Raw genomic sequence first — 13,148 nt, 5'->3', positions numbered from 1 at the left:
ACAATCAGGCGTGACAAGTTCAGTGACTCCTGACACAACCGCACGGCATGTGAACCTCGCGTTGTTCGCATTGGCGACGGGTGGGTTCGCGATCGGGACCACCGAGTTCGTCACGATGGGGCTGCTGCCGCAGATCGCGGACGGCGTGCACATCTCGATCCCGACGGCCGGCCACGTGATCTCGGCGTACGCGCTGGGCGTCGTGGTCGGCGCTCCGGTGATCGCGGCGCTCGGCGCGCGGACCGGGCGCAAACGGCTGCTGCTCGGGCTGACGGCGGTCTTCGTGGTCGGCAACGTCCTGTCGGCGATTTCCTCGAGCTACGAGTTCCTGCTGGCCGCGCGGTTCCTGTCCGGCCTGCCACACGGTGCGTTCTTCGGGATCGGCGCGGTGGTCGGCGCGTCGCTGGTGCCGCCGAGCCGGCGCGCCCGCGCGGTGTCGATGACGATGGTCGGTCTCCCGATCGCGAACATCATCGGCGTCCCGGTGACGACGCTGCTAGGCCAGCAACTCGGGTGGCAGGTGCCGTTCCTCGCGGTCGGCGTACTGGGTCTGCTGACGCTGGTCGCGGTCTGGTTCTGGGTGCCGCCCCAGCCGGTCGGGAGCGACGTCAACGTGCGCAGCGAGCTCAGCGCGCTGGCCCGGCCGCAGGTGTGGATGGCGCTGCTGGTCGGGATGGTCGGGTTCGGCGGGATGTTCGCGACGTACTCGTACATCACCCCGACGATGACGGAACTGGCCGGTTTCTCCGAGTCCGCCGTGACGATCGTCCTGGGCGTGTACGGCGTGGGCATGACCGCCGGCACCGTCCTCGGTGGACGCCTCGCCGACCGGTGGCTGATGGGCAGCGTGTACGGCGGACTGGTCGCGGTCGCCGTCGTACTGGGAACGTTCGGCTGGCTCGCGCAGACCCGGCCTGGCGCGTTGGTCGGTGTGTTCGCGATGGGCTGCTCCGCGAGCATCCTGGTGCCGGCGCTCCAGACCCGCCTGATGGACGTCGCGCATGAAGGGCAGTCGCTGGCCGCGTCCCTGAACCACTCCACGCTCAACATCGCCAACGCGCTCGGCGCCTGGCTCGGCGGCGTCGTACTGGCCGCGGGCTACGGCTACGAATGGCCGAGCCGCCTCGGGGCCGCCCTCGCCGTCGCCGGGCTGATCCTGGCCGCGATCTCCGGTCTCATGGAACGACGCGGGGCCACTCAGGTACTTGCCTGAGTGGTTCGTCACCGCCGACTTGGTTAGATCGGTGTATGGCGACCTTGACGTTGGGCGCGGCCGATCTGGTACGGCGGCGTGGACTGCGGCGGATGCGGTCGGTGGCGTTGGCGCTGCTGGTGCTGGCCGCGGTGATCTACGTGGTGACGCTGCACCGCAGCGGCGGCTGGGCGTATGTGAACGCGGCGGCCGAAGCGGCGATGGTGGGTGCGTTGGCGGACTGGTTCGCGGTGACGGCGCTGTTCCGGCGACCGCTCGGGCTGCCGATCCCGCACACCGCGATCGTGCCGACCCGGAAGGACAGTCTCGCCGAGAGCCTGGAGCAGTTCGTCACCGAGAACTTCCTCTCCGAGGAGGTCGTCGGCGAGAAGATGCGGACCGCGGAGGTGAGCCGGCGGGCAGGTGAGTGGCTTGCCGCCGGCAACCACGCCGAGCGGATCGTGGCCGAAGGCGCGCGCACGGTCGGAGCGGCACTGCCGAAACTCGGCGACGACGACGTGACCGCGTTCGTGAGCGGGTCGTTGCTGCCGCGGTTCGTGAAGGAGCCGTTGAGCCCGATCGCCGGGCACTTCGTGGAGTCGGTGGTCGAGGACGGTGCCCACCACGCGCTGCTGGATCTCCTGCTGGTCGAAGCGCACGACTGGCTGGCCGACAACCGCGACCTGCTGGCGGATGTCGTCGGGCCGCGGGCGCCGCGGTGGTCACCGCAGTGGGTGGACCGGATGGTGATCGACCGGATCCACCGCGAGGCGCTGGCGTGGCTGGCCGACGTACGGGACAACCAGTCGCATCCGGCGCGGCGGGCGATCGACCGGCTGCTCGGGCAGCTGGCGGACGACCTGCAGCACGACCCGGACATGATGGCGCGGTTCGAGGCGTGGAAGGCGCGGATGCTGACACATCCGGACATGGGCTCGAGCCTGACCGCAGTCTGGGACGCGATGCGCACCGCCCTGATCGACTCGATCAACGACCCGCACAGCACGCTCCGGGCGCGCGGGATCCGGGCTCTGCAGGAGCTGGGGCTACGGCTCCAGGACGACGAGGCGCTGCGCGCGAAGGTCGACAGCCGCGCGGCCGAGGCCGTCGGGTACGTCGTCCGCACGTACGGCCAAGAGATCGTCTCGGTCATCTCCGACACCATCGAACGCTGGGACGGCCGCGAAGCTGCCGCCCGCATCGAACTCCACGTCGGCCGCGACCTCCAGTTCATCCGCATCAACGGCACCGTCGTCGGAGCCCTCGTCGGCCTCACCATCCACACCGTGAGCCAGCTGCTGTGAACCCGGCCGGCGGTGGAGGGGTTCGGGTTGGTTGGGATCGGTTGGGGTGCGGCGGTAGCGCTTGGGCTACCGCCGCTGACCGACTTCGGGGATCGTCCGCTGGACTAGATGCCGCAGTTCGGGGCGCTCCAGGAGTTGCTGGTGCGGATGTCTACGTGGGTGTGGTCGTTGTGGTCCGGGTAGCCGGGGCCGAAGATGCCGCCGAAGCCGTGGTAGCGAGCTTGCTTGGCGAGAGTGCAGAGCGAGGGACTGCCGACCAGGTCCGCGGACCGGCCGTAGAGGTGCTGGCTGTTGCTGGCGCCGCCGACCTGGCTGTTGCAGGAGTAGCTGCGGAAACCGCTGGTGATGTTGAGCGGCTGGTCACCGAGCGCGTGCCGCATCGCCTCCAGGTGCCACATCGTCTCGAGCGCGTTTGCCTTGGTCGCCGCCTCGGACAGCGGACCGCCGTCGTACCCCGATCCGCCACAGCCGTCGTCGAGCTCGGCGTACGTGAAGTGGATCGGCGTGCAGTCGTCGTCCTGCAGCGCATAGATCTTGCTGAACGTGGCCGAACCGGCGACTCCGTCCTGCGTCAGCCCGTAGGCCGCCTGGAATCGCTGCACCGCGGCCTTCGTGGCCGGGCCGAACTCGCCGTCGATCGCCAGGTGCGCGCCGTATCCGGGATAGCCGGAGACCCGGATCTGCAACTGCCGCACGTCCGCGCCGGACATGCCTTCGCTGAGCTGGCGGCCCCATGTGTAGCAGCCGTCCGCGTGGGCAACGGTCGTGGCCACGACTTGTGAAGCAGTGAGGGTCGCCACGAACAGCAGGAGTACGGCGAACAGCCGCGGCAACGGTCGAGTGATGGACATCGGACACCTCCGGGGCGGTGAAGGAATCTGTCCCGGAACAGCATTCCGTCATTTTCCGCCTCTTGGCCAGCGCTCGCGGGAAATTTCCGACACGCAGCCGACTTTCCGACACGGCAGGCAACTTTCCGCAACGGCCAGCCGGTCCAGCAGGATGTGAGCATCGACGACGGAGTCTTGGCGACGGGGGTGACCGCGGTGCACGACGGCACGAACACGTTCGACACGTTCGTCGCCGCGCGCTCGCGGGCCCTGCTGCGGACCGCCTACCTGCTGACCCGCGACCACGCGCTGGCCGAGGACCTGGTCCAGACCGCGCTGGCGAAGGCGTGGTTCCACTGGTCCCGGATCCGTGAGGACAACCCGGAGCCGTACGTCCGGCGAACCCTCGTCACGACGTACTCCTCATGGTGGCGCCGCCGCTGGAACGGCGAGATCCCGACCGAGGAACTGCCCGAGGCCCCGACCGCGGACGGTGAGGACGGACTCGACCTCTGGGACGCCATCGGCCGCCTCCCCCGCCGGCAACGCGCGGTCGTCGTACTGCGCTTCTACGAAGACCTCAGCGAGGTCGAGACCGCCCGGCTGATGGGCAGCTCCGTCGGCACCGTCAAGAGCCAGACCGCCAAGGCTCTCGCCAAGCTCCGCCTCGACCCTTCCCTTGCCACCCCAGCAGATCTGGAGACCCCGTGATGAACCTCCAAGACCTGCGCGACGAGCTCGCCACCCGCGCCGCCTCCGCCGACCAGCACTCGGGCGACCTGCTGCCCGGTGTGCAGCAGAAGATCCGCCGCACCAAGCAGCGCCGCACCTTCACCGCGCTCGGCGTGGTCGCCGTACTCGCGGCCGTCGCGGCCACCCTCGTCCCCACCATGCGCCCGACGCCACCGGCCGACAACCCACCCGAGGACTACACCCGGGACGGCCTCACGGTCCCCGGAACGGTCGGCAACGACAAGTTGCTCAAGGCATGGATCGGCGACCGCGGCCAGAGCAGTCTGACGTTCGCGTGGACCCCGACCACGAACTCGATCACCGTCCACGCCGACTGCGAGGCCGCCGTCGGCATGTCCGCGATCCGCTTCCGCATCAACGGCTGGTACGTCGGCGACGCGAGCTGCGACAGCGGCCCGGACTCGTGGGCGATCGACAGCGGCGTCACACTTGCGCCTGACTCGGCCTTTTGGCTGGGCTCCCCGGTCGGCAGGCCGGCCCAGGTCTCCGCCGAGCTGATCGATCTCGAGTCCGGCAAGCCGGCCGGCGAGAGCGGCCGGATCTGGTTCGGCATCTACTCCACCTCGCCCAACCCGCCGAGCAGCAACGGCGCACCGGCACGGTACGCGCCGGTCGACGCGGGCGCGTACCAAAAGGACGGCGTGGTCTACCGGAGGACGATCGGTGGCGATACCTTGGCCGCCGCGAAGGTCGCCGATCCGGGACGCCTCGAGGTGCGGTTCAGCTTCACCTCAACGGGGGCCAAGCTGTCGCTGCGCCCGTTCTGTACGGCGAACGCGGGGTCCGGCGGCGACCGCAACCCGCCGTACACCGTGGAGATGCGTATCGGCCCCAGGCAGCCGTTCACGGCGACCTGCGACGCGAGCTCGACGGACGCCGGGAAAGGCGGCGGCTTCACGATCGCCTCGCCGGCACCGGCTGGGCAACGCGTCGATGTGGTCGCGAAGGTCCTGCCGACCAGCCCGAACCTGGTCGGGTTGCCGCCGGACGTCCGGCTGGGTCTGGGCATCTACTTCCAGGGACCGCAGCGGGTCATCGACGGGATGGAACTCCCGGAACAGACGGAGGTGGCGGGCTATCGGTACCGGCTCGCGCAGGTGAAGACCGCTCCTGGCCCGGACCGGCGTCTCGTAGCTGACACCCCGGCGGATCAGCCGTACGTCGTCGCCTATGGAGGCTCGATGCTCGGCACCGGCGAGTTCCGGGCCAGTCTCACGATTGGCAAGACCGAGACCGGCCTCGGCGTCGCGCCGGACGGCGGCGGCATGGGCATCGGCTGGGACGCACACGGCGCGGCCCCGTCCGAGCGCGCCACCCTGACGATCGCCGAGGGCAAACCCACCAAGGGAACACTGATCCTGGCGATCTACCTACCGGACTAGAACTGGGCCGGCTTGCTAGACCCAGCTGTGGAGGTCGGCGGCGTCCTTGGTGAACTGCTCGGGTGAGTCGTCCGCGACGAACTCCAGCAGCGCGTTGATCTCGCGCGGCTCGGCGGCGAGGCGGTCGAGGACCGGCCGCCACAACGACTCCCGGGCCGCGAGCGGCAACCGGTTGTTCGACGGCCACCACGAGAACACGTGCACCGTGCTCAGCCACGGCATCAGCGCCTCGAGCTGCTGCAGGCACTCCGCGTCGTCGAGATCGACCGGCGGCTGCCAGTACGTCGTCAGGTTCGGCGCGCCGACGTCCAGCAGCAGCGTGATCGTCGAGTCGACCTCGTCGGTGAGCGTGTTGCGATGGAACTCCATCGCGATCTCGATGCCCGCGGCGGCGGCCATGTCGGCGAGCTCGCCGAGTCCGCGGGTCACGGCCATCCGGTCGCCGACGCCAGCGTCCGCCGTACCGACATTGCCTGCCCAGACCCGGATCCGGCGCGCGCCGAGCGCCTCGGCGGTGGCGACCGCTGAGCGCATCTCCTCGCGATCCACGCTGCCCGCCCGCAGATAGGAGCCGTACGCCGCGACTTGCAGGCCGTGTACCTCGGTCAGGTTCCGGACCCGCTTGGCGTTGACCAGGTTGCCGAGCGGGACGTGCACGTCACCGCCCCATTCGATCGCCGCGAGCCCGGACTTCGCCGCCACCTCCACCACCTGGTCGACCGGCAACTGACGAAACGTCACCGAGACCAGACCGGTCCTCACACTCACGTGCGCCTCCTGGTGTCCACCCCTCCATCCAACCGCATCACACCAGCGGTCTCACATCACGCGTCAGCCGATGGACGGTCCACGCCTGTACACACCGACCTCTTTCTCTCTGGTAACTGCCACTCCGGCCTTGACGGCGACGACCGGAGCGGCCACCGCACCGGCCCCGGCGGCAGTACCGGCGGCGGCACCCGCGGCGGCAGCAGGCGCCTGGGACGGTCCACCGGGCGCCTTCCTGGCCGCCGCCTCCGCAGCGAACACCACCGCGTGCGCGATGTAGTCCTCGGCACGCCCGGTCCGCTGCGCGTCCATGGCGTTGGTCCGATCGTCAGCGGCCAGCAGCTCCGCCGCCAGCTTTCGCGCCGCCACTGTTTCCGGCCGCGTCTGGTCCTGCTCGACGTGCGGCCGATCATTGCTGTTCAGATAGGCGCTGAACGGCTCCGCTTCAGGACTGTCCTTGTCGCCGACGGTCGCCGCAACCACATCGCGGTGAGCCCCTATCGCCTCCGCTGCGATCGCCTGCCGCACCCGCTGCCCGGCCAGCACGCGATCCTCCGCGGTGAGACTGGCCGAAGCGAGCGCCGTCCGTGTGACGTCGTCGGTCAACTCGTCGATGAGCTTGCCGCGGGCCTGCACCATCCGATTCCTCCTGTGGTCCGTGAAGTGCGCACAGAGTATCCACGCGGGAGGCCGCGCCCGTCTCACGTCATGAGCAAAGTGGTTGGATGCGGCTGTCGGTCAGGCATAGTCTGAGCACCGTGCCAGAACAGCGAAAAGGATTCACCTACGGGTTCGCCGCGTATCTGATCTGGGGCCTGTTCCCGCTGTACTGGAAGCTGCTCGACCAGTCCGGGGCTCTCGAACTGCTGGCTCACCGCGTGCTCTGGTCGCTGGTCACGATCGTGATCCTGGTCGCCGTACTGCGGAAGTTCGCGGCCGTGAAGGCCCTACTGGCGGAACCGCGACGGCGGTGGCCGTTGATCGCGGCTGCGTTCCTGATCTCGGCGAACTGGGGCACCTACATCTGGGGCGTCGGCAACGGGCATGTCGTGGAGACCTCGCTCGGGTACTTCATCACGCCGCTGTTCACGGTCCTGCTCGGCGTCTTCGTCCTCAAGGAACGACTCCGGCCGGTGCAGTGGACCGCGCTGGGGATCGCGTTCGTGGCCGTCGCCGGGCTGACCGTCGAGAACGGGCGGCCGCCGTGGGTGGCGATCATCCTGACGTTCTCGTTCGGGTTCTACGGGCTGGCGAAGAAGCAGGCCGGCGCCGGCGCGATCGAGGGGATGGCGATCGAGTCCGGCACGGTCCTACCGTTCGCGGTCGCGGGGATCGTCGCCCTCGGGCTGCACGGCGACGCGACGGTCACCCACCACGGGACGGCGTACCTCGTGCTCGTGCTGCTGACCGGGCCGATCACCGCCGTACCGCTGCTGCTCTTCGGCGCCGCGGCGACCCGGGTCTCGATGACGACACTCGGGCTGCTGAACTACATCGCGCCGATCATGCAGTTCATCTGCGGCCTGGTGATCTTCCACGAGCAGATGACGCCGATGCGCTGGGTCGGCTTCGGCCTGGTGTGGGTCGCGCTGGCGCTGTTCACCTTCGACAGCATGCACACGCGCCGCCGCAACCTCGCCCTCGAACGGACCGCGGTCACTGCGTCCGCAGTGTAAGTGTTCACCTGACCTTCACTTGCTCACCGCTTGCCCTCCTTAGGGTCCGGCAGGTGACCAAGTTTCTGCCCTTGATCAGTCAGATCGGCACCCGCCACGGGTCCCGCTCCCTGCGCACCTGCGAGTACAAGTGCGCGAACCAGTGCGACCACCCCGAGCCGAACACGTCCGGCAACGAGCACATCCAGACCGTGATGCGCTCCGCCTTCAGCCGCCGCAAGGTGCTCGCGATCGGCGCGGCCGGCGTCGGCGCCGCCGGCGTCGCCACGCTCGCGGTGAACGCGCCCGCGATCGCCGACCAAACCAGCCGCGGATCCGGCAGCGACGCCTTCCCCGGTTTCGGCCGGCGCGGTGAGCTGACGCACAGCGTCGTACCGCCGAACCGTCAGGACGACATCGTCGTACCGCACGGGTACGACCAGGCCGTGATCATCGGCTGGGGCGACCCGGTGCTGCCGGGTGCGCCGAAGTTCGACCCGTACAAGCAGTCCGCCGAGGCGCAGGCGCGGCAGTTCGGGTACAACAACGACTACACGATGATCGTGCCGCTGCGCGACGACCGTAAGGCGTTGCTGGTCTGCAACCACGAGTACACCGATGAGAACCTGATGTTCCCGACCGGCAAGTACTCGACCGCCGAGATCGCGAAGATCGGGATGGCTGCGCACGGCATGGCCGTCGTCCAGCTCGAGCGCGTTGGCAGCAAGGGTCAGTGGCGCCGCGACAAGCAGCTGTCCCGCTACAACCGCCGGATCACCGCGTCCACCAGGTTCGAGGTGACCGGGCCGGCGGCCGCGGACGCCCGTGTCGGGAAGGTTGCCTACGGCACCTTCGGGAACTGCTCCGGCGGCGTCACGCCGTGGGGCACGATCCTGTCCGGCGAGGAGAACTTCAACGGGTACTACGACGTGAGCGGCACGGTTCCCGCCGAGCATGTGGATTCCTACAAGCGGTACGGCGTACCGACGACCGTCACCAAGTCCGCGCGGCAGTGGAGCGTCGTCGACCCGCGCTTCGACCTGACCAAGACGCCGACCGAGGTCTACCGGTCCGGCTGGGTGGTCGAGGTCGACCCGTACGACCCGCGGTCGACGCCGAAGAAGCGGACCATGCTCGGTCGCCTCAAGCACGAGGGCGCGACCGTCACGATCACCGCCGACGGGCGGATCGCGGTGTACACCGGCGACGACGAGAAGGGCGAATACCTCTACAAGTTCGTCTCGGCCGGGAAGTACGACCCGAAGAACCGCAAGAACAACTTCGCCCTGCTCGACGAGGGCACGCTGTACGTCGCCAAGTTCACCGGCGACGGCACCGCGGACGGCGTGTACGACGGGATCGGCCAGTGGATCCCGCTGACGTCGGACAAGAAGTCGTACGTCGAGGGCATGTCCGTGCAGGAGGTGCTGATCAACACCCGGGTCGCCGGCGACAAGGTCGGCGCCACCCGGATGGACCGCCCCGAGGACGTGGAGCGGAACCCGGTCAACGGCCGGATCTACGCGGCGCTGACGAACAACGACAAGCGCGGCGGCAGCTTCCCGGTCGACGAGGCGAACCCGCTCGCCGTCTCGCACGTGCGGGAGACGCTGGGCGGACCGCTGGTCGAGAAGGCCGGCAACCGCAACGGATACATCCTCGAGATCACGGAGGAGGGCGACGACGCGGCCAGGACCGGCTTCTTCTGGACCCTGTTCCTGGTGTGCGGCGACCCGGCCGCGCAGGAGACGTACTTCGGCGGCTTCGACAAGTCGAAGGTCAGCCCGATCTCCTGCCCGGACAACGTCGCCTTCGACGGCTCCGGCAACCTGTGGATCTCCACCGACGGCAACGTGCTCGGCTCGAACGACGGCATCTTCACCGTCCCGGTCGCCGGCCCGAACCGCGGGCAGGTCAAGCAGTTCCTCTCCGTACCGTTCGCCGCCGAGGCGTGCGGGCCGCTCGTCTCCGACGACGACAAGACCGCGTTCGTCGCCGTACAGCATCCGGGCGAGACCGACACCGCGACCTTCGAGAACCCCAGCTCGACCTGGCCGCACACCGACAAGTTCCCCCGCCCCGCGATCGCCTGCGTCTGGCGCCACGACGGCGCCCGCGTCGGCAGCTGACCCTCCCGAGGCCCGGCGCTCAGCCGCCGGGCCTCCCCATCTGGCAGAACCGCTGACCTTCAGCGAACGACCGGACCTGGGGAGGATTTCATGCCGATTCGAGCACAAAACCCTCCCCAGATCCGCCGTGCTGCGGCATTCGCCGATCCCGTGGCACCTTCTCCGCGCGGCGTGATGTGCGACACGGGACGTCACAATCTCGGCGGTTGCGGGGTCGTATGGGTGACCGAGGGAGGTCGAGCATGCAGCGTCCTACGAGCAACCTGCGAGCGAGAGTATTTCCCAACCACTGGTCGTTGTTGTTCGGCCAGATCGCCTTCTACAGCTTCGTCGTGATCCTGCTCAGCGGCGTGGTCCTGATACTGGACTACGAGCCGTCGGCAGAACACGTCGTGTACGACGGGCCGTACGGTCCGCTGCGCGGAACGGAGATGTCGCGGGCGCTGGACTCGACGCTGGCGATCACCTTCGAGACCCGCGGCGGGTTGCTGATCCGCCAGCTCCATCACTGGGCCACGCTGATCATGGTGGCGGCGATCCTGCTGCACCTGCTGCAGCTGTTCTTCACCGGCGGCTTCCGGCGGCCACGACGCCTGAACTGGCTGGTGGTTTTCGGCCTGCTGGTCATCACGCTGGGCGCAGCCCTCACCGGCACCTCGCTTCCGGACGACATGGCGTCGGGGACGAGTCTCGCCGTACTCGACGGCGTCCTGCAGGCCACGCCGTTCGTCGGCTCCTCCCTGTCGTCGCTGCTGTTCGGCGGCGAGTTCCCCGGCGACGTGATCTCGCGGTTCTACCCGCTGCACATCGCCGTACTGCCCGCCGCGCTCGTCGTACTCTTCCTTGCGCTCAGGCGGAAAACCGACCAGACCGTCGGAGGCCGCGCGGCGACCATCGCCGTGATCAAGCGCGCCGGCCTGTTCTGCTTCGTCGTCGGGGTCTCACTGGTCATGGCCGCGACGGCGACCATCAACCCGGTGTGGCTGTACGGCCCGGCCGATCCGGCGGACACCTCGGCCGGTGTCGGACCGGCCTGGTACCTCGCCTTCCTGGACGGCTCGCTCCGGCTCGCACCAGGCTGGGAAGTCGTCTGGTGGGGAAGGACGATCAGCTTCGCCGTCCTGTTGCCGGTCGCGATCTGCACGCTGTTCCTCGCGCTCGTCGCGGTCTACCCGTTCATCGAGGAACGGCTGACGGGCGACCGGGAGGAACACCATCTGCTCGAGCGGCCGCGTGCCAATCCGATCCGGACCGGCATCGGTGTCGCGGGCATCGTCTTCTACGGCGTCCTGTGGGCGGCCGCCGGCGCCGACACGATCGCCGTACAGTTCCATCTCTCGTTCAACACGCTGCTGCGGGTGTTCCAGATCCTCCTGATCCTCGGCCCGCCTGCGGCGCTACACATCACCCGCCGCATCTGCCTGGGCCTGCAGCAACAAGACACCGAGATCGCGACGCACGGTATCGAGACCGGCCGGATCGTCCGGCGTCCCGACGGCGGGTACGTCGAGGACCACCGCCCGCCGACCCGTCAGCTCATGCCGAGGTGATGAGCTCGTTGGTGCCACCGTGGATCCGCCCGCTGGTCGTCGACAGCGGGCGGGCACTCGCCGCGCTACGGGTCGCGATGATCTCGGCCGCGATCGAGATCGCCGTCTCCTCGGGCGTCCGGGCGCCGAGGTCCAGCCCGGTCGGCGAGGTCAGCCGGGCCAGCTCGTCCTCGGTCACGCCCGCAGATCGCAAGCGGGCCAGGCGATCTGCGTGGGTGCGCCGCGAGCCCATCGCGCCGATGTAGCCGGCGTCCGTCCGCAAGGCCAGTTCCAGCAGCGGTACGTCGAACTTCGGATCGTGGGTCAGCACGCACAACGCCGTACGGCGATCGACCTGGTCGAGTGCACCGGCCAGGAAGCGGTGCGGCCAGTCGACCACGACCTCGTCCGCCTCGGGGAACCGTGCCCGGGTGGCGAACACGCCGCGGGCGTCGCACACCGTCACGTGATAGCCGAGGAACTTGCCGACCCGTGCCACGGCGGCCGCGAAGTCGATCGCCCCGAACACGAACATCCGCGGCGGCGGGGTGAACGCCTGCACGAACACCGACACCTCGGTACGCCGGCATTCCCCGTGCGCGCCGTACTGCTTGATCGCGGTGGAACCGTTGCCGAGCATCGCCACCGCGTCCTCGACCACCGCCGCGTCCAGCCCCGGATCACCCAGGCTGCCGCTGACCCCGTCGAGCTCGACGACGAGCCGCCGCCCCAGGTCCTCCCCCGCCGTGACCACGGTCGCGACGGCGATCGGCCGGCCGGACTCGATCGCAGCGGCCACCGTCTCGAACTCCGCGAACGATGCCCGATCGATTGGCTCCACCAACACCTCGATCACGCCACCGCACGTCAGGCCGATCGCGAACACGTCGTCGTCGGACACGCCGTACCGGCGGACCGTCGGTGCGCCCGTCCGGATGACCTCCTGCGCCACGGCGTACACGTCGGCCTCGACGCACCCCCCGGACACACTGCCCACCGCCACACCGTCGCCGGACACCGCCATCGCCGCGCCAGGCCGGCGAGGAGCCGAGCGGAACGTGTCGATCACCGTAGCGAGTGCGAACCGCTCTCCGTACCAAGGGCGGACGTGCGCGAGGACGTCACGCACCCATGTCCTCCGCGCCCGCCTTGACCGCTTCGCGGATCCGCGAGTACGTACCGCAGCGGCAGATGTTGCGCAGCTCGTCGAGGTCCGCGTCGGTGATGTCGCGGCCCTCCGCCCGGGCCTGCTTGACCTTGGCGACGGCCGCCATGATCTGGCCGGGCTGGCAGTACCCGCACTGCGCGACGTCGTACTTCAGCCAGGCCTCCTGCATCGGGTGCAGGTCCTTCCCGACCGTCGCCGGCAGCCCTTCGATGGTGGTGACCTCGTCGGCCGGCTCGATGTCCTTCACCTGCACCGAGCACGGATTGAACGCCTTGCCGTTGATGTGCGAGGTGCACGACTTGCACACCTCCAGCGCGCACCCGTACTTCGGGCCGGTGACGCCGAGCAGGTCCCGGAGAACCCACAGCAGCCGGACGTTGTCCTCGGCCTCGACGCTGATCTGCTTGCCGTTGAGCTTGAAAGTGTGCGTAGGCATGG

12 protein-coding genes are annotated in these 13,148 nt (G+C 69.1%); 7 read left to right on the top strand and 5 right to left on the bottom strand.

What is annotated here, in order from left to right; translation table 11 throughout:
• Positions 1-22: 22 nt before the first annotated feature.
• Positions 23-1,213: an MFS transporter gene (locus tag EV647_RS28315; protein WP_238177434.1), complete on the top strand. Its 1,191-nt coding sequence runs from the start codon at positions 23-25 to the stop codon at positions 1,211-1,213.
• Between the two features lie 35 nt (positions 1,214-1,248).
• The gene (locus tag EV647_RS28310) at positions 1,249-2,496 is read left to right on the top strand and encodes a DUF445 domain-containing protein (protein ID WP_134008095.1); all 1,248 of its coding nucleotides are present in this window, start codon (positions 1,249-1,251) and stop codon (positions 2,494-2,496) included.
• A 104-nt stretch (positions 2,497-2,600) separates the two neighbouring features.
• Here the strand turns inward: EV647_RS28310 and EV647_RS28305 are convergent, their stop codons facing one another.
• Entirely contained in the window at positions 2,601-3,347 is a 747-nt protein-coding gene (locus EV647_RS28305) for a D-Ala-D-Ala carboxypeptidase family metallohydrolase (RefSeq protein WP_134008093.1), read from the bottom strand.
• Positions 3,348-3,500: 153 nt separating this feature from the next.
• Between EV647_RS28305 and EV647_RS28300 the strand changes: the two genes are divergently transcribed.
• Positions 3,501-4,037 (top strand): SigE family RNA polymerase sigma factor, encoded by a 537-nt coding sequence (locus EV647_RS28300; protein WP_370344122.1) that lies wholly within the window; start codon positions 3,501-3,503, stop codon positions 4,035-4,037.
• Positions 4,037-5,461 (top strand): hypothetical protein, encoded by a 1,425-nt coding sequence (locus EV647_RS28295; RefSeq protein ID WP_134008091.1) that lies wholly within the window; start codon positions 4,037-4,039, stop codon positions 5,459-5,461. Before EV647_RS28300 ends, EV647_RS28295 begins: the two co-directional genes overlap by 1 nt.
• A 15-nt stretch (positions 5,462-5,476) precedes the next feature.
• Here the strand turns inward: EV647_RS28295 and EV647_RS28290 are convergent, their stop codons facing one another.
• Together EV647_RS28290 and EV647_RS28285 are read right to left on the bottom strand one after the other, a co-directional pair.
• Complete coding sequence (locus EV647_RS28290; RefSeq protein ID WP_134008089.1) at positions 5,477-6,229, bottom strand: sugar phosphate isomerase/epimerase; 753 nt, start codon at positions 6,227-6,229, stop codon at positions 5,477-5,479.
• Between the two features lie 63 nt (positions 6,230-6,292).
• Entirely contained in the window at positions 6,293-6,868 is a 576-nt protein-coding gene (locus EV647_RS28285; RefSeq protein ID WP_134008087.1) for a hypothetical protein, read from the bottom strand.
• A gap of 119 nt (positions 6,869-6,987) precedes the next feature.
• Here EV647_RS28285 and rarD point away from each other — a divergent pair, with 119 nt between their 5' ends.
• From rarD to EV647_RS28270, 3 genes are all read left to right on the top strand, one after another.
• The gene (gene rarD / locus EV647_RS28280) at positions 6,988-7,905 is read left to right on the top strand and encodes an EamA family transporter RarD (protein WP_134008085.1); all 918 of its coding nucleotides are present in this window, start codon (positions 6,988-6,990) and stop codon (positions 7,903-7,905) included.
• Between the two features lie 53 nt (positions 7,906-7,958).
• On the top strand, positions 7,959-10,013 hold the full coding sequence (locus EV647_RS28275; RefSeq protein WP_134008083.1) for a PhoX family phosphatase: 2,055 nt from the start codon (positions 7,959-7,961) through the stop codon (positions 10,011-10,013).
• 242 nt (positions 10,014-10,255) lie between these two features.
• Positions 10,256-11,563, top strand: coding sequence for a cytochrome bc complex cytochrome b subunit (locus EV647_RS28270; protein WP_134008081.1), 1,308 nt, complete (start codon positions 10,256-10,258; stop codon positions 11,561-11,563).
• Here the strand turns inward: EV647_RS28270 and EV647_RS28265 are convergent.
• Together EV647_RS28265 and EV647_RS28260 are read right to left on the bottom strand one after the other, a co-directional pair.
• Positions 11,550-12,671, bottom strand: a complete 1,122-nt coding sequence (locus EV647_RS28265; RefSeq protein WP_134008079.1) for an XdhC/CoxI family protein — start codon at positions 12,669-12,671, stop codon at positions 11,550-11,552. The two genes, EV647_RS28270 and EV647_RS28265, sit on opposite strands and share 14 nt — an antisense overlap.
• Positions 12,664-13,146, bottom strand: coding sequence for a (2Fe-2S)-binding protein (locus EV647_RS28260; protein WP_134008077.1), 483 nt, complete (start codon positions 13,144-13,146; stop codon positions 12,664-12,666). The genes EV647_RS28265 and EV647_RS28260 overlap by 8 nt, the downstream gene beginning before the upstream one ends.
• Between the last annotated feature and the right edge of the window lie 2 nt (positions 13,147-13,148).

This window comes from Kribbella sp. VKM Ac-2566, assembly GCF_004366005.1.
GTDB lineage: Bacteria > Actinomycetota > Actinomycetes > Propionibacteriales > Kribbellaceae > Kribbella > Kribbella pratensis.
This window is presented reverse-complemented; position numbering and strand designations above follow the sequence as displayed.